The following is an 18,840-nucleotide window of genomic DNA, read 5'->3' as shown; positions in this document are numbered from 1 at the left end:
CCTTCAACGTCCCCCGTCATCCCGGGGCTTCATCCCCTTCGCTCTCGGCCCGCATGTCCGTCGCGAGGAGACGCGACACCGCTCCTGAGGTGGCTCTTCGCCGCGAGCTGCACGCCCGCGGTCGACGGTTCCGACTTGTCGTCAAGGTGCCCGGCAACAACCGGCGGACGATCGACATCGCCTTCCCTCGGCAGCGGCTGGCTGTCTTCGTCGACGGCTGCTTCTGGCACGGGTGCCCGGAGCACGGGACCAGGCCGGCGGCGAACTCGGCCTGGTGGGAGCAGAAGCTCGCCGCGAACTACGGCCGCGACCGCGACACCGACGGCCTGCTCGAGGCCGCCGGGTGGCGCGTCCTGCGCATCTGGGAGCACGTCGACCCCGCCGCGGCGGCCGACGAGGTGGAGCGTCTGCTCGACGAGACCGAGAATTGATCCGTCACCGCTGCTCGATCAGCCCCAGCACGTACCCGATCTGCCCCTGGTGCTGCGTGATGTCCCCGATGACGGAGACGAGCCGGGCCTGCGCGGTGACGTCCTCGCCGTCGAAGGTGGCGACCACCGTCGTGAGGTCCTCGTCGCTCATCGACCCCAGCACCTCCTCGGTCCGCTCGTGCACGGCCGCGAGGTAGCCGAGCAGCAGCTCGGCGTCACCCACCGAGAACTCGCCGACCTCGTCGCTGCTCTGCCCGTACCCGATCGAGTCGGAGTCGTACGGCAGCCCGAAGCGCTCTTCCCACTGCGACCACGCCTCCTCGACGGGGTGACCCACCCCCTTCGCCACCCCCGCGAGGTGGTCGTCCTGGACCCGCGCGAGGTGCCAGACGAGCCACGCGACGGGGTTCGCGTCGGGCGCGGGGCGCCACAGCAGGTCGTCGGCCGAGCGACCGCGGACCTGGTCGGGCAAGCCGTCGCGCACACGCTCGAAGGCCTCGCGGATGACGTCGAGGGCGGGGGTCGGGCGGGTCTGCTCAGTCATCTGACCAGCGTGCCACCGCGGTCCTACGATCGGCCCATGGCCGACTTCGTCATCTCGCGCTCCACCCACGTCGCCGCGGACCCGGAGGTCGTCCGCGCGTGCGTCGACGACTTCCACGAGTGGGTCGCGTGGTCGCCCTGGGAGGGCAGCGACCCCGATCTGCAGCGCACGTACTCCCGTGCCGAGCGCGGGACCGGCGCGCGCTACGAGTGGCGCGGCAACGCCAAGGCCGGTCAGGGCTCGATGACCGTCACGAGCTCGACCCCGCAGCAGGTCGACGTCGACCTCGCCTTCCTCAAGCCCTTCAAGGCGACGAACCAGGTGACCTTCGCGCTCGTCCCGTCCGCCCAGGGCGGCACCGACGTGACGTGGACGATGCGCGGCACTCGGAGCGTCGCGGGCCAGGTCTTCGCGAAGGTCCTGCGTCTCGACGACAAGCTCGGCGGCGACTTCGAGCGCGGGCTCGTGCAGCTGAAGGCGCTCGCGGAGGAGCGGGCGAAGGGGTGACCGCTCGGCGGGTGGTGGTGGTCTCGAGGCTCGGGCCTGGCGGCCCTCGCACCTCGACCAGCAACAAGCTCGGGCGCTGAGCGTCCTCGCACCTCAGCCACCAGAAGCAGTCAGACGGGGAGGGCGGTGACGACGACGTTGTCGCGGTAGTGGCGCTCCATGCCGTCGGAGATCACCGGGCCGCCGCACGTGACGAGCGCGAGCTGGCGGGTGCCGTCGGTCGCGAAGATCTCGCGGGGGAGGGCGACCTTCGAGTACTGCTGCAGCGAGGACACGACGAAGTCGCTGCGCCGGCCCTGCTCGTCGGTGACGTAGACGCGCGCGCCGACCGGCATCTGCGCCAGCGGCGACAGCGCCCCGGGGGTGCCGCCGAGGTCGACGTGACCGGCGAGCAGCGTCGTGCCCTCACCGGCGGTCAGGCCCGCCGACTCGGTGTCGATGCCCACCCGCCACGGCTGGTCCGGCACCGTGAGCCGACCTCCGCTGAAGCGCACCGGCGCCAGGCTCGCGTAGATCCGCAGAGCCGGCACGTAGAGCCGGTCCGGCCCCATGTCGTCGGGGTCCATCTGCCCGACCGGGTCTGCCGGCGCGCTCGAGGACGAGTCGTCCGGGATCGGCTCGACCGGCGCCGCGGTCACCGGGTCGGGCGTCGGCTCGGCGACGACGTACGTCTCGCTCGGCCTCAGCGCGGCCACCGGCGGCTCGGTGCGCAGGGACATCCAGATGACGAGCCCGCCGACGCTCACGAGCGCGACGGCGAGGGTGAGCAGGGTGGCCCGCTTCGCGTCCGGGCTCACGCGGGTGCCGTCACGAGCGGTCGAAGGGGGATCAGCGGCGGGTCAGGCGACGCGGCGGATCCGCAGGGCGCAGCCGACACCGGCGGCGACGAGGAGACTGCCGCCGAGCAGACCGAGGAGGTCGGCCTGGTCGCCGAAGCCGCTGTCGATGAGCATCGCTCCGTTGCGGTCGGACGAACCGTAGTCCCACGTCTCGCACGCGACCGCGTCGCGGTCCGCGTCCAGACCGTCCGGGTCGGCGGTCGGGCCACCCTTGCTGACGTAGTACGCCTGCGCCTCGGCCTGCGAGCCGAAGTCGCGGCAGTCCTTGTCGTTCGGACCGACCGCCGGCACGGCGACCTTCGGTGCTGCAGCGACGGGCTTCGCGGGCGCAGCCTTGGCCGCGGGGACCGCCTTGGGTGCGGCGGCCTTCGGTGCCGCAGCCTTCGTCGCGGCCCGAGGCACGGACTTCGGCGCGGCCTGGGGAGCGGCAGCCTTCGGGGCTGCCACCTGCGGTGCTGCGGCGGGCGCCTGCTGCTGCGCGGCCACCGGGGCCTCGGCGGGAGCGGCCACGGGTGCGGCGGCCGGAGCCGCGTCAGCAGCCGGAGCCGCGTCAGCAGCCGGCGCCGCGTCAGCAGCCGGCGCCGGCGCCTGAGCCGGCGCCTGCGCCTCGACCGCGGGCACCTCGGGCGCACCGCATGCCTGCGTGAGCAGCGACTCGGTCGCCGCGCCTCCACCGGTCAGACCGATGGGCGCCCAGTCCGAGCCCTCGACGGCCGCGGCCGGGTCGAGCTCGCCGGCGTGGAGCGCAAGCGCCATGACCGACGGCGACCCCCCGGCGACGAGCGTGTCGGCCGGCGCGAGGGTCGCGGTGAGCGCGCCCCCGGACGCCGCCGGGGCCAGCCCCCGGGCGACGAGGGCGTCGCGCACGGCATCGGTCGTCGCGGCGTCGGCGGCGCTGGTGATCGTCACGGTCGTGCCGGGCTCGCACAGCGCACCTCCGGCCGCGGCGAGGGCCGGGCTCGCGAGCACGGGCGTGGCGAGCCCGAGCGAGACAGCGGCGACGGCGAGAGCGGTGCGGTGGGCAGCGCGCATCGGGTGGTACCTCCCCTGCAGGCACCGGACGTGGCGTCGCCGGTGCGAGATGGCAGCAGTATGCCCAGGTCACCGCCCCGCCGCCTCACGACACGGGTCGTCCGGCATGGTCCTGCGCCGGGCGGTCGCCCTCAGACCCGCGCCACCGACGCCGCCAGGACCCGCGCCTCCGCCCGCTCGAAGGCTTCGCGGTCGAGCACGACGTAGCGAGCGTCCTTGTCGTGCACGCGGATCCGCTCGCCGATGTCTGCCCCGGCCTGCGCCAGCCGGCGCATCATCGCGACGTTCCGCTCGTCGGGCTCGGCGACCACCCGCCGCACCCCGTCACGCCCGAAGGCGAGCCGCATCGCGGCGATCATCGCCGTCTCGGTCCGGTCCAGCCCCGCGACGCCGACCGCCCCCGGCCCGACGAAGAGGTGGAGGCCGAGGTCCCCTTCGCGCACCTCGACGACCTCGCCGAGGGGGTCCTGCGCCGGGTCGTAGAGCTGCACGAGCGCGCACGGCCGGTCGTCGACGTGCACGAGGTACGCGTCGTGCGCGGGCAGCGACGCGACGTACTCGTAGGTCTGCGCGACCTCCTCGACGCTCTGGTCGCCCATGCCCCAGAAGCGCCCCCGCGGCTGCGTCACCCACCGGTGCACGAGCGCGGCGTCACCACGCGGGTCGAGCAGACGGGCGCTCGCAGCGGCGCCCCCGGGCAGCGGGATGGTCACGGTCATCGGGTCTCCTGTCGGGACGGGGAGGGTGGTGCCGGCGGCCCACAGCGGGGCCTGGTCGAGGGCATGAGGGGCGTCGAGCACCCCGTCGGCGCCGAAGGGGACGACCCACCGGCTGCGCGAGCGGTCGCCGAGGTCCCACAGCACCCGGGCGGCGGGTCCGCGGACGACGTCGTGCCCGGTGCCGGTGTGGGTGCTCGTCGCGCACACCGCGTCGTCGGCCCCGCTCACCGGGGTCCGCAGCTGCGGGGTCGTGGAGCCCGGCGGCACGAGCGGGAGCACCCGGTGCAGCTCGCCCCACGTCGCCGGCCGACCCTCCGCGGCCACCGCGTGCAGGGCCGCCCGGGTCGCCGGCTCGAGCGCGAGGCCCAGCCCCTCGCCGCGCTCGACGACGCGCTCCAGGCTCGTCGTCACCCGGGCGAGCGGGTCGGTCCACGGCGCGTAGAGATCGGGCAGACCCGTCCCGGGGCGAAGGGGGAGCAGCGCCGGGTCGTCGAGGACGGCCTGCGCGAGGTGGAGGCGGAAGCGGGCGGCGAGCGCCGCCCCTTCGCTCGCCGCGACCATCGCGCCGTCGAAGCCGAGCAGCTCCTCCCGGACCTGCGCCGCGGCCGGGTCGAGGCCACGCCCGACGACCGGGCGGGCGAGCAGCCCGCGCAGGACGGGCCACGACCCGCTCACCGCGTCCCGCTGGATCTGTGCGCAGTCGTCGAGGGTGACCTGGTCGTGCGGCTCGAGGAGGCTCTCGACCCGTCGCGCCCGGTGGTCGGGCGCGAAGGCCCGGCCCCACGGGGCGGTGAGCGCGCTCGCGTGGTTCGCGTGCACGGCGACCGACCCGTCGGGCACGACGCGGGTGGTCCGCGTCGTCGGCCCCGCGGCGGTCAGCCCGGCGACCCGCTCGAGCACCCGCCCCGTGCTGTCGGCGACGAGCACGGCGTTGACCGGCTCGACCCAGTGCTCGAGCGCGGCGTCGACGTCCTCGACGTCGTGGGCGACCAGCAGGTCGCGCCAGGCCCGCACGCCGACCCGCGAACCCACCCACGCGGGAGTCCGGAGCCGACGTGCGGGCCGCCCGGCCACGGGGTCGAGCACGACCGGCCCGTCCGTGGCCTCGTCCACCTGGGGCCCGTCGTCGACGAGCTCCTGGTAGTGCGCCATCGCGTTGGTGATGACCCACGCGACGTCGCCCGTGTGCCCGAAGTGGGGCACGCCGGGCACGCCGGGGAAGGCGAGGCCGAGCACGTCGACCCCGTCGTCCTCGGCGACGAGATGCACCTGCTGGTAGATGCCCGGGCACTCGAGCAGCCGGTGCGGGTCGGCCGCGAGCAGCGGGGCACCGGTCGCGCTGCGCGACGGCGTCACCGCCCACGCGTTGCTGCCCGACAGGGCCGGGTGACCGTGGGTCGGCGCGAGGACGTCGGCCCACCGCTCGCCGAGCACGCCCTCGACGTGCTCGCGCCACAGCTCGTGGGGGTAGCTGCCGAAGAGGACGTGGTTGACGAGGAGGACCCCGATCGGCGACCACGGCGCCCACCGCCCGGGCTGCACCCGGGCGGCGGCCATCTCGGGGGAGCGGGCCGCACCGATCTGCATGCCGTCGTTGACGCCGTCGACGTAGGCCTGCAACCAGGCCGCGACCTCGGGCTCCTCCTCGAGCAGCCGCGCCCAGCAGCGCAGCGCGAGCGCGTCGAGCCGTGCCCGGGAGGCGAGCTCGTCGACGGGTCGGCTCGACTCGTCGCCCAGCCAGTCGGCGAGCCCGCCGACGCTGCGGCGCCGGTCGGTCTCGACCTGCCAGGCCCGGTCGTGCGCGCACGCCCAGCCCTGGGCGTACGCGAGGTCGTCGAGCCCTCTCCCGACGCACCGGGCGATGCCGTGCTCGTCGTGCTCGACCCGCCACCGGGGGCCCGAGGCGACGAGCGCCGGCGTGACCTCAGGCATCGGCGATCGGGTTGACGAGCTCGCCGACGTAGGTGAGCGACGAGGCCTGGTCGGCGAGGTCGACCATCTGCAGGGTGTTGCGCAGCTGGAGCCGGTTGAGGCACGAGTGGGCGACGGTCGCCCGGTCCAGCGCGAGGTCGGCGGCCACCGGGCCGCCGTCGCGCACCGTCTCGGCGACGCACTCGCGCACGAGCGCCCAGAAGTCGTCGCCGTCGAGCAGCCCGTCGTCGGCGAGGATCTCGGCGACGTAGCGCAGCACGCCGTCCATGACGTCGGTGAAGAAGGACTGCGCCGTGAGCTCGACGTCGTCGGCCATCCGCACCCGCTCGACCTCCTCGGGCAGCGGCCCCGAGCCGAGGTAGGCGACCTCTTCGCCGATGTCCTTCATGATCGCGCGCGCCGGCACGTGGTCCGGCCCGAGGACGAGCACGAGGTTCTCGCTGTGCGGCATGAAGGCCATGCGGTGCACCCGCAGGCAGTGCACGACCGGGCGCACGTACGCGCGCAGCAGCGCACGCACCCACTGCTCCGGGTCGACCGTGCTCGCGCGGATCCACGCCCCGAGCAGCGACACCCCCTCGCGGTCGCGGTGCAGCGTCCCGGCGAGGGTCGCCAGCCGCTCGCCGGGGGCGAGCAGGGGAGCCGGGTGGTCGCGCCACAGCGCGGCCACCATCTTCGTGTGCGCGGTGCGGGTGCCGAGCTGGTGGTAGGCGTCGCCGGTGTAGCCGATCGAGGCGACCTCGGGCAGCACGGTGAAGCCGCACGACGCGAGCACCGGGTCGCCGTCGAGGGTGTCGAGGACCCACGCGTTGATCGCCGGGGTGACCCGCATGTACGCCGGCGAGAGCCCCCGCAGGAAACCCATGTTCTGGATCGCGCAGGCGGTCTTCACGTACCGGCTCTCCCGCTCCAGCGGGTAGAAGGTGCGGATCGACTGCTGCGCCCGGTAGTGCTGCTCGCCGGCCCCGAGGTGCACGAGGTCGCGCCGGGCGAGGTCGGGCGCGAAGGTCACCGCGATCTTGTGCTCCATCTGCCACGGGTGCACCGGCAGCCAGACGTAGTCGTCGGGGTCCTCCCCGAGCGCCGTGAGGTGCACGCGGAAGCCTTCGATCACCCCTTCGCCCAGCTCCTCGCGGTAGAGCCGCTCCTCGGTGAGGTCGCCGCCGAGCGCGAGGTGGGTCAGCGAGCGGCGGGCCGCGAGCCACTCCAGGCGCACCGGGGCACCGGACTCGGGGGCGTAGCGGGCGTGGTCGAGCACGCCGAAGCCGATCCGCCCGTTGTTCGCGACGAAGGCCGGGTGCCCCTCGCTCATCGCCTGCTCGACGTCCTGGAAGTCGGCGTCGACGAGCTCGGCGCTCGTGCGGCGCTGGTGGGTCCACTTGTGGCACAAGGAGGCGATCGTCGAGGCGATCTCCTCGAGGTAGACCGAGCGCAGGTGCTCGGGGATGCCGAGGACGGGGGCGAGCTGGCTGAGGAGCAGCTGCGCGTCGACCGGGCCGGAGTCGTGCTCGACCGAGGCCGGGTCGACCCGCCAGTGCTCGAGCGCGTGCCGCGTCGCGGCGAAGCTCCACCGCGCCCCGCTCGGCGTCGTGACGACGTAGCGCTGGTCGCTGGTCGAGGTGCGACGGGCGCCCTGCGCCCGAGCCTCGAGACCACCGACCTCCTCGACCACCTCTGGGGTGATGAGGTGCTCGTGCGTCAGCTCGCCCAGCGCCTTCGCGGCGACGTGGCGGTGGGCCCGCTCCGCGACGTCCGGCCGCAGGTGGGCCAGCAGCGTGCGTCGCCCGAGCTCGCTCGTGCGGTACTCGTGCGCGGTGACGACCCCGAGCAGCGCCGTCTTGCCCGCGAGTGGGACCGCCCGCTGCACGCGGATGCCGGCGAGGGCGTTCTTCGCGTGGATCGCGTCGTTGCGCACGTCCGGCTCGACGACGACGCGCAGCGCGCCGAGCGGCCCGACGCACAGCTCCATCACCGCGCGCATCACCTCGGTCGTCGTGCCGGGCACGGGGTGCTCGGCAGGCGCGACGAGGACGTGCATGCCGAGATCGCCCCGGGCGATCTCGGGCAGGTCGGCGAGCTCGCTGCCCGCCGGGTCGTAGGTCTCGACGAGGAAGGTCGGGCGGCCGTCGACCTCGCCGACCCATGCGTCGTGGTCGTCGCGGGCGTCGATCTGCGCGTAGGCCTCGCGCACCTGCTCGGCGCTCCAGCCCTCCATCTGCCAGTAGCGCGCCCGTGGCGTCGTCACCCAGGCGTGCAGCCGGTCGGCGTCGAGCCCGAGGTCGAGCGGGCGGATGGTGATCTCGCCGATCGGCGAGGGCAGGCGCAGGCGGGGCGAAGGGGTGACCGTCGCCCCCTTCGTCGTCGTGGTCTCGAGGGTGGCGGTCATCGGGTCACCTCGAGGTGGCGGGCCGGGCGGGCGGGAGCGGGGGCGCCCGCCCCGGCGGGGACGCCGAAGTCCTGGAAGGCGATCCGGCGCTCGACGGGGTAGATCTCCTCGCCGAGCAGGTCGGCGAGGATGACGGAGTTGCGCCACGCGCCCATGCCGAGGTCGGGGGCGATGAGCGAGTGGACGTGCTCGTCGCCGTTCTGCATGTAGACGCGGCCGTGGGGCGCGTCGGGCTCGGCGAGGTCGACGCGGAAGGCGGCGTCGGTGACGAGACGGCCGCGCTCGTCGCGGCGCAGGTGCCCGAGCACGGGGTCGAGCATCGCGGGGACCCGCGGGGTGTACCCGGTGGAGAGGACGACGGCGTCGGTCGTCAGCGTGTAGCCGCGGTCCTGCTCGAGGTGGTGCAGGTCGAGCACGGTACGCCCGTCCTCGTCGCGCCCGCCGCGCAGCTCGCTCGAGGTGGCGAGCGTCGTCGCGACGCCGCCCTGCTCGACCTCGATCCGGTAGAGGGTGTCGTAGATGGCGTCGACGAGCGCGCTGCTGATCCCCTTGTAGAGATGGCGCTGGCTGCGGGCCAGCCCGGCGCGGACCGGCTCGGGCAGCTCGCGGTGGTAGCGCGCGTAGTCCGGCGAGGTCATCTCGAGCGTGAGCTTCGTGTACTCCATGGGGAAGAAGCGGGGGCTGCGCGTCACCCAGGCGACGTGCCGGCCCGTGCCCTCGGCCCGCTGGAGGAGGTCGTGGTAGATCTCGGCGGCGGACTGGCCGGAGCCGACGACGGTGACGTGGTCGAGCGCGGCGAGGTCGTCGCGGCGCTGGAGGTAGTGCCCGCTGTGCACGACGGTGCCGGTGATGCCGGCCGCGGCGGCGGGATAGCTCGGCTCGGTGCCGATGCCCAGCGCGAGGTGCCGGGTGAGCCGCTCGACGGGGGCTCCGTCGTCGCGCTCGCTCGTCACGACGAAGCCCTCGGCGTCGCGCTCGACGGCGACGACGAGCTCGCCGTAGTGGAGGGTCTGCAGCTGGTCGCTCACCCAGCGGCAGTAGCGCTCGTACTCGGCGCGAAGGGGGTTGAGGTCCTCGCGGATGTAGAAGGAGTAGAGCCGCCCGCACGCCTTGAGGTAGGCGAGGAAGGAGTACGGCGAGGTCGGGTCGGCGAGCGTCACGAGATCGGCCATGAAGGGCAGCTGGATCGTCGAGCCCTCGATGAGCATCCCCGGGTGCCAGCGGAAGTCGGCGTCGGCCTCGACGAAGGCCGTGCTCGCGGCGCCGAGCGGCTCGGTGAGGGCCGCCAGCCCGAGGTTGAAGGGGCCGAGCCCCACCCCGAGCAGGTCGACCCGCTCCGGGGTGCGAGAGTCGGTGCGGTCGCGCACGTCAGTCCTCCTACGTTTGGTTAGGTAAGCCAAACCTAAGTCCCTTAGGGAGTTGACGCACCTCGACAGCGAGGGGTGGACCGTCGGTGGGCGGTGCGAAGGTGGTCTCGTGACCCCTCCTCACCACGACGTCGACCGGCTGCTCGCCGACATCCGGACCGGGAGCCTGCGCGTCACCCGGCGCACGAGCGCGATCGCGCTGCTGCTCCACGGCGGGCGCTCGGTCAAGACCCAGCCGGACCGCTTCCGCGACATCTCCTACCTGCGGATGCTCCCCTTCGGGATGGCCGTCATGCGCGCCTCCCGCGGCCGGGTCGCCCCCTACCTCGTGCACAACACCCACGGCGGGTGGATCGCCTCGTCCGGCAGCGGGCTCGTCCAGGCGCGCGCCCTCGTGCGCGGGCTGAGCGAGACCCACGGGCTGCCGGTCGTGCTCCTCGGGCACTCCAGCGGCGGGTGGGCGGCCCTGCGCATCGCCGACGAGCCCGGTGTCGCCGGGGCCGTCGCCCTCGCCCCGTGGGTCGACGAGGGCGAAGGGGTCGACCACCTCGTCCGCTCCGACGCGCACGTGCGCGTCATCCACGGCGAGGCCGACACCGTGTGCAGCCCGGTGCGCTCGCGGGCCTACGTCGAGCGGGCCGTGCGCGCCGGCGTCGACGCGACCTTCGAGGGCGTGCCTGGGGGAAACCACGCGATGCTCGACCGGCCGTGGCGCTGGCACCGTCGGGCGGGCGAGGCCGTCGCCGGTCTCGTCCCCGGCGCCTGACGCCGACCTCCGCGGCGGAGCACACTGGCCTCATGGCCGACGTCGTGACGCTCACCGGCAGCTGCTCCTTCCGCCTCATGCCCGACGACCCCCTCGCCGAGGCGGCGTCGAGCGCGACCCTGACGACGCTGCCCGACGGCGCGGTCGTCCTCGGCTACCGCTGGACCCACCCAGCCGACGGCGACCAGCACGGAAGCCTGCTCGTCGGACGCGCGGAGGAGGGCGCGGTCGAGGCCGCCTGGTACGACACGTGGCACCAGCACCCGGGCCTGATGACGCTCACCGGTCGCCGCGAGGGCAGGCACCTGCGCCTCGAGGCGACGTACGAGCAGGAGTGGGGCTGGCAGGTCGAGCTCGACCTCGGCGAGGGCTCGACGGCGATGACGATGCGCAACGTCGTGCCCGCCTCGGCGGCGAGCGAGACGACCCCCGCCGGCCCCTACGACGTCATGGTGGCGCGCTGGTCCTAGGCGCACGGGGTCCTAGAAGTACCGGGTCCCGGGCGCATGACGAAGGGGGCGGGCCCCGCCGTGCTGGGCCCGCCCCCTTCGTCGTCCTGCCCGCCCCCGGCTACAAAACCCTGCCAGCAGCCTCTCGACGTGCCAGGACCCTGTCGAGACCCTGCTGGCTCATCAAGACCCAGCCAGCAGGGTTTTGTACGGGGGGTGGCTGGTCCTAGCCCATGGCGAAGGGGGCGGGTCCCGTCGTGCTGGACCCGCCCCCTTCGCCGTGGTGCGGCTCGGTCAGCCGACGATCTCGGCCGTCGTCGCGGAGCTCGTCGCCCAGCGCTCGTAGTGGTCGAGGACGTCGTGGCAGATCTCGTCCTGGCTTCGGTCCATGAGGCTGTAGCGACCGCCGGTCGGCAGGACGACCTCGAGGACCGTCGTCATGTCGTCGGCCTCGCGCACGCCCGCGCCGTAGCTCGGCGCCGGAGAGCGGCGGACCTCGACGGCGTAGCGGAAGTCGGTGACCTCGCCGGGCACGACGAGCGCGGCGCAGCGCACGAGCCGGCCCTCGCCCTCGGACTCCTCGACGACGGCGTCGAGGCCCTCGCCGGCCAGACCCTCACGCACGTCCTGCAGCGCGGGGAGCACGACGCGGTCGAGCCGCCGTGCGGCCTGCTCGGGGGAGACCCGGCCGAAGCCCTCGGACAGACGACGACGCCAGGACCCGGCACCGCGCGAGCGCCCGGCCAACGAGCTCGCGAGCGAGGTGCGGATCGCGTCCGTCATGACCCGCTCCTCCTCGAGCGCCCGGTGCAGGCCCCACATGACGAGGACCATGACGACGGCGAAGGGCAGCCCCATGATGATCGTCGCGTTCTGCAGCGCCGGGATCCCGCCGACGACGAGCATCGCGATGGTGAGCACCGCCGTCGCGACCGCCCAGAGAATGCGCAGCCACGGGGCGGCGTCGGTGTCGGGGTCCTCGAGCTCGGCCGAGAGGTTGGCCATGACGAGCGCGCCGGAGTCGGCCGAGGTGACGTAGAAGAGCAGCCCGACGAAGGTCGCGAGCGCGACGAGGACGAGCGCGCCCGGGGTGTCCTGGAGCAGGGCGAAGAAGCCGGCCTCGGGCGTGTTGACCGCTGCCTCGCCGAAGCCGGTGTCGCCCTCCATGATCTTCTGCACCGCGCTGTTGCCGAAGACCGTGACCCACATGACGATGTAGCAGAAGGGGATCGTCAGCGTGCCGACGACGAACTGGCCGATGGTGCGCCCCTTGCTGATCCGGGCGAGGAACATCCCGACGAAGGACGCCCAGGCGATCCACCACGCCCAGAAGAAGAGCGTCCAGCCGCCCATCCACTCGGCGTCGTAGTCGAAGGCCATCGTGTCCATCGTCATGCCCGGGAAGAGCGAGACGAAGTCGCCGACGTTCATCACCGCGGCGCGCAGTAGGAAGGCCGTGTCGCGGGTGACGAGCACCCACGCGGCGAGGAGCAGCGCGAGCAGCACGTTGAGCTGCGAGAGCACGCGGATGCCGCGGTCGACACCGGTGACCGCCGAGACCGTCGCGACGCCGACGGCGAGGACGACGAGCCCGATCTGCGCGGGCACGCCCTGCGGGATGCCGAAGAGGATGTCGAGGCCGACGTTGAGCATGACGACGCCGATGCCCAGCGAGGTCGCGATGCCGAAGATCGTGCCGAGCATCGTCGCGATGTCGACGGCCGCGCCGGCCGCCCCCTTCGTGCGCCGACCGAGGATCGGCGAGAGGGCGGAGCGCACCGCGAGCGGCAGGCCCTTGCGGTGGGCGAAGAAGCCGAGCGCGATGCCCATGAGGGCGTACATGCCCCACCCGGTGATGCCGTAGTGGAAGAGCGTCCACACGGTCGACTCGCGAGCCGCCTCGAGCGTGCCGCCCTCGCCCTGCGGCGGGGCGAGGTACTGGCTCGCGGGCTCGGCGACGGCGAAGAACATCACGTCGGTGCCGATGCCGGCGGCGAAGAGCATCGAGGCCCAGGCGAAGGTGGAGAACTCGGGCCGGTCGTCGTCACGGCCGAGGCGGACCTTGCCGTAGCGCAGCCCGACGTAGACGACGAAGACGAGGATGACGGTGGCCAGGAGGATGTAGAACCACCCGAACCACTCGCTCGTCCACCCGACGACGGAGCCGAGGACCTCCTCGGAGCGCTCGGGGGCGATGAGCGCCCATAGCGCGACGACGGCGGTGACGGCGCCGACGGCGAGGACGACGGGCCACTTCGTGCGGGTGGTGCTCGGACCTGGCGGCGTGCTCGTGGTGGTCGTGCTCATCGGGTCTCCTCCGTCGCGCGGGCCATGGCGGTCAGGGCGCTCGGCTGCTCGGCCGCGGCGTCCCAGGCGTCGTTGCGCGGGTCGCCCTGCGGGTAGAGCGGCATGCCCTGGCCGGCGCGGTAGACCGGCACGTCCTGGGGGGCCAGCGGGGTGTTGCCGGCGATGAGGTCGGCGGCCTTCTCGGCGACCATCATCACGGGCGCGTAGATGTTGCCGTTGGTGATGCTGGGGAAGACCGAGGCGTCGACGACGCGCAGCCCCTGCGTGCCGTGGACGCGCATGCTCGTCGGGTCGACGACGGACATCTCGTCGACGCCCATCTTCGCCGAGCAGCTCGGGTGCAGCGCGGTCTCGGCGTCGCGGCGGACCCAGTCGAGGATCTCCTCGTCGCTCTGCACGCCGGGGCCGGGGCTGATCTCGCCGCCGTCGAAGGGGGAGAACGCCGGCTGGGAGAGGATGTGGCGCGCGGCACGCACGACCTCGACCCACTCGCGGCGGTCGCGCTCGGTCGAGAGGTAGTTGAAGAGGATCGACGGGCGCACCGACGGGTCGTCGCTCGTGATGTGCAGCCGACCGCGCACGTCGGAGTTCATCGGTCCGATGTGCACCTGGTAGCCGTGCTTGCCCTCCGCCGCGGTGCCGTCGTAGCGCACGGCGATCGGCAGGAAGTGGAACATGAGGTTGGGGTACTCGACCTCGTCGTTCGTGCGGATGAAGCCGCCCCCTTCGAAGTGGTTGCTCGCCCCGACCCCGCGGTTGCGGAAGAGCCACTCGGCGCCGATGTAGGGCGCCTTCCACTTCTTGAGCCACGGCGCGATCGAGACCGGCTGCAGCGAGGTGTGCTGGAGGTAGACCTCGAGGTGGTCCTGGAGGTTCTCGCCGACGCCCGGCAGCGCGACGCGCGTCTGCACGCCGGCCGCCGAGAGGACGTCGGGGTTGCCGACGCCGGAGACCTGGAGCAGGTGCGGCGAGGCGAAGGCGCCGCCGCACAGGATGACCTCGCCGGCGTCGACGCTGTGCTGGGTGCGCATCCGGCGGTAGTCGACACCGGTGACGCGGGTGCCCTCCCAGCGCAGCCCGGTGGCGGTCGACAGGGTGGAGATGTCGAGGTTCTTGCGGTCGCGGATCGGGCGCAGGTAGGCGCGCGAGGCCGACATCCGGCTGCCCTGGTAGACGTTGCGGTCGAAGGGGGCGAAGCCCTCCTGTCGGTAGCCGTTGACGTCGTCGGTCGGCGCGTAGCCCGCCTCGCGGGTGGCCTCGAAGAAGGCCTGGAAGAGCGGGCTCGACGCCGGGCCGCGCTCGAGCTTGAGCGGGCCGGCGGAGCCGCGCCACGCGTCGGCGCCCTCGGTGCACGTCTCCATCCGGCGGAAGTAGGGCAGGCAGTGGGCGAAGTCCCACTGCTCCATGCCGTCGTGGCGGGCCCACGCGTCGTAGTCGCCGGGGTTGCCGCGCTGGAAGATCATGCCGTTGATCGAGGAGCTGCCGCCGAGGACCTTGCCGCGGGCGTGGGGGATGCGCCGGCCGTCCATGTGCGGCTCGGGGTCGGACTCGTAGGCCCAGTCGTAGAGGGGGTTGCCGGCGGGGAACATCAGCGCCGCGGGCATGTGGATGAGCGGGTCGGCCAGGACGTCGGAGCGGCCGGCCTCGAGGACGAGCACGGTCGTGCTCTCGTCGGCGGAGAGCCGGTTGGCCAGGGCGGAGCCGGCGGATCCTCCGCCGACGATGACGTAGTCGTACCGGGTGCGCATAGGTATCTCTCGTTCCGTAGGTGATCCCGCTACCACGCAGTACTGGTCGTGATCACGACCAGTACTGCGTGGTAGGTCGCGGGGTAGGTGGCGTCGTGCGTCGGTGGTGCGGTGGTGCGGTGGGTGGGTGGTGTGTGGCGGGGGGCGAAGGGGGGTCAGCCGCGGTCGGCGAACCAGTCGGCCCTCGCGGGACGGGTGTTGTGCCAGACGTGCTTGGTCTCGACGTACTCGTGCAGACCGGCGCGGCCGAGCTCGCGCCCGACACCGGACTGCTTCATGCCGCCCCACTCGGCCTGGGGCACGTAGGGGTGGAAGTCGTTGATCCAGATCGTCCCGTGGCGCAGCCGGCGGGCCACCCGCTCGGCACGGCCGGCGTCCTGGGTCCACACGGCCCCGGCGAGGCCGTAGATCGTGTCGTTGGCGATGGCGACCGCGGCGTCCTCGGCGGCGTCGTGGTCGGCGCCGGAGAAGGTCTCGACGGTGAGCACCGGGCCGAAGGACTCGTCGTGGACGCAGCCCATCTCCTGCGTGCAGCCGTCGAGGATCGTCGGCGGGTAGTACCAGCCCCCGGCGAGGTCACCACCGGGGATCTCGCCGCCGGTGAGCAGCTGTGCCCCCTCGGCGACGGCGGCCTCGACGTAGGCGTGCACCTTCGCGCGGTGCGCCTCGCTGATGAGCGGGCCGGTCTCGGCGTCCTCGTCGAAGGGTCCGCCGAGGCGGATCCCCTTCGCCCGCCGGACGAGCTCGGTGACGACCTCGTCGTGGATGCTCTCCTCGACGACGAGACGGGTGCCGGCCGAGCAGACCTGACCGGAGTCGAGGAAGACGGCGGTGAGGGCGTTGTCGATCGCGGCGGGCAGGTCGGCGTCGGCGAAGACGACGTTGGGGTTCTTGCCGCCGAGCTCGAGGGCGACCCGCTTCACGGTGGGGGCGGCGGCGGCCATGATCGTGCGGCCGGTCTGCAGCCCGCCGGTGAAGGACACGAGGTCGACGTCGGGGTGCTCGCTGAGCACCGAGCCGACCTCGGCGCCCGTGCCGAGGACCAGGTTGGCGACGCCCGCGGGCAGGCCGGCCCGCTCGAGCGCGCCGAGCAGCCAGATCGCGCTCTGCGGGGTGAGCTCGCTGGGCTTGAGGACGAAGGTGTTGCCGGCGGCCAGGGCCGGGGCGACCTTCCACGAGGTCTGCAGGAGGGGGAAGTTCCAGGGCGTGACGAGCGCGCAGACCCCGACCGGCTCGTGGACGACGCGCGACGCGACGTCGGGCATGCCGGTGTCGACGACCCGGCCGGCCTCGCCCTGGACCAGCGCGGCGAAGTGGCGGAAGACGCCGATGACGTCCTGCATGTCGATCCGCGACTCGACGAGCCGCTTGCCGGTGTCGAGCGACTCGAGGCGGGCGACCTCCTCGAGCTCGGCCTCGAGGAGGTCGGCGACGCGGGTGAGGACCGCGGCCCGCTCGGGGGTGGGGGTGGTCGGCCACGGCCCGTGGTCGAAGGCCCGACGCGCGGCGGCGACGGCGGCCCGGGCGTCCTGCGGCCCCCCTTCGCTCACGGTCGCGGCGACCTCCTGATCGGCCGGGCAGCGGATCTCACGGGTGGTTCCGGACGCTGCGGCCTGCCACTGGCCGTCGACGTAGAGGCTCGACATCGCTCTCCTTCTCGGTCGGGGCGGCCGGTCAGTCGAACGGCCGATAACGCACGTTTCAGTAACGCACGTTATAGATTTGGGGCATGGCTCGTCAAAGCACCCCGGTCCGCCAGCGTCTGCTCGACGCCGGTGACGAGGTCCTCTTCGTCGACGGCTCGGTGCACACGCCCGTCGACGTCATCTGCCGCGCCGCGGGCGCCTCGCCGCCGAGCCTGTACGCCCACTTCGGCAACAAGCACGGCTTCCTCGCGGCGGCGCTGCGCCGACGGCTCGACGTGTGGGCAGGCGTGTGGCAGCGGGCGATCGACGCGACCGACGACCCGGTCGAGCGGGTGCTCGCCGTCTTCCCGGCGCTGCGCGCCTACCAGGAGGAGTACCTGCGCGAGCGGTGGTGCGCCTTCTCCGCGACGACCTCCGCCGTGCCCGACCCGAGCCCCGAGCTCGAGGCGGTGCTCGCCGAGGAGCGCGCGATGCTCCACGACCGGATCTCCGCGACGGTCGCCGACCTGCCGCTGACGCAAGAGGCGGCTGCTGCGCTCGTGCGCCAGGTCGGCATCGCCTACGCCGGCACGATCGTGTCGATGCTGCGTGAGCCGGACGCCGCCTCCATCGCCGCCGGCGAGGAGACGGCGCGCGTCCTCGTCGAGGCGGCGCTCGCCCGGTCCTGAGACGAGGGGGTGCGCACGACGACCTCCCTAGGTTAGGGTCGCCTAACTTCACGAAGGGTGGCGTCATGGATGCAGCACGTCGGGCCAAGACCGTCCTCGCGACGGCGACCTCGGTCGAGGTCGGCTGCGCCGGCCGGCGGGTGCGCCTGTGGCGCCACGCCGTCGAGCAGACCGGGGGCCTGCTCTTCCCCTTCGCGCGGCTCGCGCCCGAGTGCGCGGACCGGGTCGTGCCCGGGGCGAAGGGGCCGCTCGTGCACGCCGTCGCCTCCGACGTCACCTCGGTGCCGCTTGCCGACCGCGTGCGCGGCACGGTCCGGCTCTCCGGGGTCCTCGAGACGGTGACCGACCCCTCCGACGACCTCGTCGAGCGCCTCGGCGCCCGACCCGGCGAGCTCGTCGCCCGGGTCGTGCCGCGCTCGGTGACCCTCGAGTGGCACGTCGAGAGCGGCGCGGGGGCGGGCGGGCCGGTGCCGGTCGAGCCGCACCGCCTCGCCGGCGCCCTCGTCGACCCCCTCGGCGGGTGGCAGGACGAGTGGATGGCGCACCTCGACGCGTGCCACGGCGAGTCGCTGCGCTGCCTCGCCGGGTCGGTCACCTCGCTCGACGCGGCCGCCCGGGTGCGCCCGGTCCTCGCCGACGAGGGCGGGATCGTCCTGCGCGAGGAGCTGCCCGGCTGCCACCGCGACATCCGGGTCGCCTTCGCCGGCCCGGCCCGCTGCGGGTGCGAGGCCTCCGAGCGGCTCGAGGGGCTCATGCGCTCGCTCTGAGCGGTCCGGACGGACCCTGGACAGCCCAGGTTGCTCCGACCCCGTCGGCCCCTCCGCCTGGCCTACCGTCGAGACGAATCCACCCGTCGACCGTCAGGAGCTGACATGGCTGAGCAGGACCCCCACGAGATCGTCGCCGAGATCATGAAAGAGACCCACATCGCGATCCTCACCTACGTGGACGCGCAGGGTCGACTCGTCTCGACGCCCATGGGCACGCAGGACCTCGACGACCCGGGCCGCGTGCACTTCATCACCGAGGCCGACACCGACAAGATGCACGCCATCGCCGCGAACCCGCAGGTCAACGTCGCCTACTCCTCCGACAAGGGCTGGGTGAGCCTGGCCGGCACGGGGGCGCGCAACGACGACCGCGCGCTCCTCGAGCGGCTGTGGGACTCCTCCGCCAGCGCGTGGATGGAGGGTGGCCCCGAGGACCCGAACAGCACGCTGCTCACGGTCACCGCCGACACCGCCTCGTACTGGGAGTCGCCGGGCAAGGTCGCGATCGCGGTCCAGCTGCTCAAGGGCAAGGTCCAGGGCACCGACGCCGACCCCGAGCCGCAGGACGGCCAGAGCGGCACCATCAGCCTCTAGTCACGACCCAGCAGCACCTCGAGGCGCCGGCCGCAGCACGTGCTGCGGCCGGCGCGGGGGGGGGGGGGCGGGCCGCGCGTGGTAGGGGGGGGCGGGGGGGGGAGGCCCCGGGGTGGGCACCCGGCCGCCCGGGGG

16 protein-coding genes are annotated in these 18,840 nt (G+C 73.6%); 7 read left to right on the top strand and 9 right to left on the bottom strand.

What is annotated here, in order from left to right:
- Positions 1-53: 53 nt before the first annotated feature.
- A complete protein-coding gene (locus LIV55_RS06160; RefSeq protein WP_229299631.1) occupies positions 54-431 on the top strand; it encodes a very short patch repair endonuclease in 378 nt (125 codons plus the stop codon).
- Positions 432-435: 4 nt separating this feature from the next.
- On the opposite strand, the gene LIV55_RS06155 is transcribed toward LIV55_RS06160, so the two are convergent.
- Positions 436-975: a mycothiol transferase gene (locus tag LIV55_RS06155; protein ID WP_229299630.1), complete on the bottom strand. Its 540-nt coding sequence runs from the start codon at positions 973-975 to the stop codon at positions 436-438.
- 36 nt (positions 976-1,011) lie between these two features.
- On the opposite strand from LIV55_RS06155, the gene LIV55_RS06150 reads away from it, so the two are divergent.
- Positions 1,012-1,482 carry an SRPBCC family protein gene (locus LIV55_RS06150; RefSeq protein WP_229299628.1) on the top strand — a complete coding sequence of 157 codons (471 nt, stop codon included), beginning with the start codon at positions 1,012-1,014 and terminating at the stop codon, positions 1,480-1,482.
- A 110-nt stretch (positions 1,483-1,592) separates the two neighbouring features.
- Here the strand turns inward: LIV55_RS06150 and LIV55_RS17120 are convergent, their stop codons facing one another.
- The 5 genes from LIV55_RS17120 to LIV55_RS06125 all read right to left on the bottom strand — a co-directional run bounded on the left by LIV55_RS17120 (position 1,593) and on the right by LIV55_RS06125 (position 9,757).
- Positions 1,593-2,279 carry a class F sortase gene (locus tag LIV55_RS17120; protein WP_229299626.1) on the bottom strand — a complete coding sequence of 229 codons (687 nt, stop codon included), beginning with the start codon at positions 2,277-2,279 and terminating at the stop codon, positions 1,593-1,595.
- 42 nt (positions 2,280-2,321) lie between these two features.
- Complete coding sequence (locus tag LIV55_RS06140) at positions 2,322-3,353, bottom strand: hypothetical protein (RefSeq protein ID WP_229299624.1); 1,032 nt, start codon at positions 3,351-3,353, stop codon at positions 2,322-2,324.
- Positions 3,354-3,484: 131 nt separating this feature from the next.
- Entirely contained in the window at positions 3,485-6,004 is a 2,520-nt protein-coding gene (locus tag LIV55_RS06135; RefSeq protein ID WP_229299622.1) for a GNAT family N-acetyltransferase, read from the bottom strand.
- Positions 5,997-8,390, bottom strand: a complete 2,394-nt coding sequence (locus LIV55_RS06130) for a GNAT family N-acetyltransferase (RefSeq protein WP_229299620.1) — start codon at positions 8,388-8,390, stop codon at positions 5,997-5,999. Before LIV55_RS06130 ends, LIV55_RS06135 begins: the two co-directional genes overlap by 8 nt.
- Positions 8,387-9,757 (bottom strand): lysine N(6)-hydroxylase/L-ornithine N(5)-oxygenase family protein, encoded by a 1,371-nt coding sequence (locus tag LIV55_RS06125; protein WP_229299618.1) that lies wholly within the window; start codon positions 9,755-9,757, stop codon positions 8,387-8,389. Before LIV55_RS06125 ends, LIV55_RS06130 begins: the two co-directional genes overlap by 4 nt.
- Positions 9,758-9,866: 109 nt before the next feature.
- Here LIV55_RS06125 and LIV55_RS06120 point away from each other — a divergent pair, with 109 nt between their 5' ends.
- Together LIV55_RS06120 and LIV55_RS06115 are read left to right on the top strand one after the other, a co-directional pair.
- Positions 9,867-10,523, top strand: coding sequence for a dienelactone hydrolase family protein (locus LIV55_RS06120; protein WP_157089984.1), 657 nt, complete (start codon positions 9,867-9,869; stop codon positions 10,521-10,523).
- 32 nt (positions 10,524-10,555) lie between these two features.
- Positions 10,556-10,993 (top strand): hypothetical protein, encoded by a 438-nt coding sequence (locus LIV55_RS06115; RefSeq protein WP_229299616.1) that lies wholly within the window; start codon positions 10,556-10,558, stop codon positions 10,991-10,993.
- Between the two features lie 273 nt (positions 10,994-11,266).
- Here LIV55_RS06115 and betT read toward each other — a convergent pair whose 3' ends face one another.
- The 3 genes from betT to LIV55_RS06100 all read right to left on the bottom strand — a co-directional run bounded on the left by betT (position 11,267) and on the right by LIV55_RS06100 (position 16,673).
- Positions 11,267-13,279 (bottom strand): choline BCCT transporter BetT, encoded by a 2,013-nt coding sequence (gene betT, locus LIV55_RS06110; protein WP_229299614.1) that lies wholly within the window; start codon positions 13,277-13,279, stop codon positions 11,267-11,269.
- On the bottom strand, positions 13,276-15,027 hold the full coding sequence (gene betA / locus LIV55_RS06105; protein WP_229299612.1) for a choline dehydrogenase: 1,752 nt from the start codon (positions 15,025-15,027) through the stop codon (positions 13,276-13,278). The genes betT and betA overlap by 4 nt, the downstream gene beginning before the upstream one ends.
- A gap of 155 nt (positions 15,028-15,182) precedes the next feature.
- A complete protein-coding gene (locus tag LIV55_RS06100; protein WP_229299610.1) occupies positions 15,183-16,673 on the bottom strand; it encodes an aldehyde dehydrogenase family protein in 1,491 nt (496 codons plus the stop codon).
- 83 nt (positions 16,674-16,756) lie between these two features.
- On the opposite strand from LIV55_RS06100, the gene LIV55_RS06095 reads away from it, so the two are divergent.
- The 3 genes from LIV55_RS06095 to LIV55_RS06085 all read left to right on the top strand — a co-directional run bounded on the left by LIV55_RS06095 (position 16,757) and on the right by LIV55_RS06085 (position 18,705).
- Positions 16,757-17,341: a TetR/AcrR family transcriptional regulator gene (locus LIV55_RS06095; protein WP_229299608.1), complete on the top strand. Its 585-nt coding sequence runs from the start codon at positions 16,757-16,759 to the stop codon at positions 17,339-17,341.
- Between the two features lie 65 nt (positions 17,342-17,406).
- Positions 17,407-18,108, top strand: coding sequence for a hypothetical protein (locus LIV55_RS06090; RefSeq protein WP_229299606.1), 702 nt, complete (start codon positions 17,407-17,409; stop codon positions 18,106-18,108).
- A 105-nt stretch (positions 18,109-18,213) separates the two neighbouring features.
- On the top strand, positions 18,214-18,705 hold the full coding sequence (locus LIV55_RS06085; RefSeq protein WP_123093177.1) for a pyridoxamine 5'-phosphate oxidase family protein: 492 nt from the start codon (positions 18,214-18,216) through the stop codon (positions 18,703-18,705).
- Positions 18,706-18,840 lie beyond the last annotated feature (135 nt).

Origin of the sequence: Janibacter melonis (assembly GCF_020567375.1) — a bacterium.
GTDB classification, from domain to species: Bacteria; Actinomycetota; Actinomycetes; order Actinomycetales; family Dermatophilaceae; genus Marihabitans; species Marihabitans melonis.
Note: the sequence above shows the minus strand (reverse complement) of the source record. Positions and strands in the feature narration are given on the sequence as shown.

Coding starts and splice junctions, on each gene's coding strand:
- LIV55_RS06160 (WP_229299631.1), top strand. CDS start 54: ATGTCCGTCGCGAGGAGACGCGACACCGCTCCTGAGGTGGCTCTTCGC.
- LIV55_RS06155 (WP_229299630.1), bottom strand. CDS start 975: ATGACTGAGCAGACCCGCCCGACCCCCGCCCTCGACGTCATCCGCGAG.
- LIV55_RS06150 (WP_229299628.1), top strand. CDS start 1,012: ATGGCCGACTTCGTCATCTCGCGCTCCACCCACGTCGCCGCGGACCCG.
- LIV55_RS06140 (WP_229299624.1), bottom strand. CDS start 3,353: ATGCGCGCTGCCCACCGCACCGCTCTCGCCGTCGCCGCTGTCTCGCTC.
- LIV55_RS06135 (WP_229299622.1), bottom strand. CDS start 6,004: ATGCCTGAGGTCACGCCGGCGCTCGTCGCCTCGGGCCCCCGGTGGCGG.
- LIV55_RS06130 (WP_229299620.1), bottom strand. CDS start 8,390: ATGACCGCCACCCTCGAGACCACGACGACGAAGGGGGCGACGGTCACC.
- LIV55_RS06115 (WP_229299616.1), top strand. CDS start 10,556: ATGGCCGACGTCGTGACGCTCACCGGCAGCTGCTCCTTCCGCCTCATG.
- betT (WP_229299614.1), bottom strand. CDS start 13,279: ATGAGCACGACCACCACGAGCACGCCGCCAGGTCCGAGCACCACCCGC.
- betA (WP_229299612.1), bottom strand. CDS start 15,027: ATGCGCACCCGGTACGACTACGTCATCGTCGGCGGAGGATCCGCCGGC.
- LIV55_RS06100 (WP_229299610.1), bottom strand. CDS start 16,673: ATGTCGAGCCTCTACGTCGACGGCCAGTGGCAGGCCGCAGCGTCCGGA.
- LIV55_RS06095 (WP_229299608.1), top strand. CDS start 16,757: ATGGCTCGTCAAAGCACCCCGGTCCGCCAGCGTCTGCTCGACGCCGGT.
- LIV55_RS06090 (WP_229299606.1), top strand. CDS start 17,407: ATGGATGCAGCACGTCGGGCCAAGACCGTCCTCGCGACGGCGACCTCG.
- LIV55_RS06085 (WP_123093177.1), top strand. CDS start 18,214: ATGGCTGAGCAGGACCCCCACGAGATCGTCGCCGAGATCATGAAAGAG.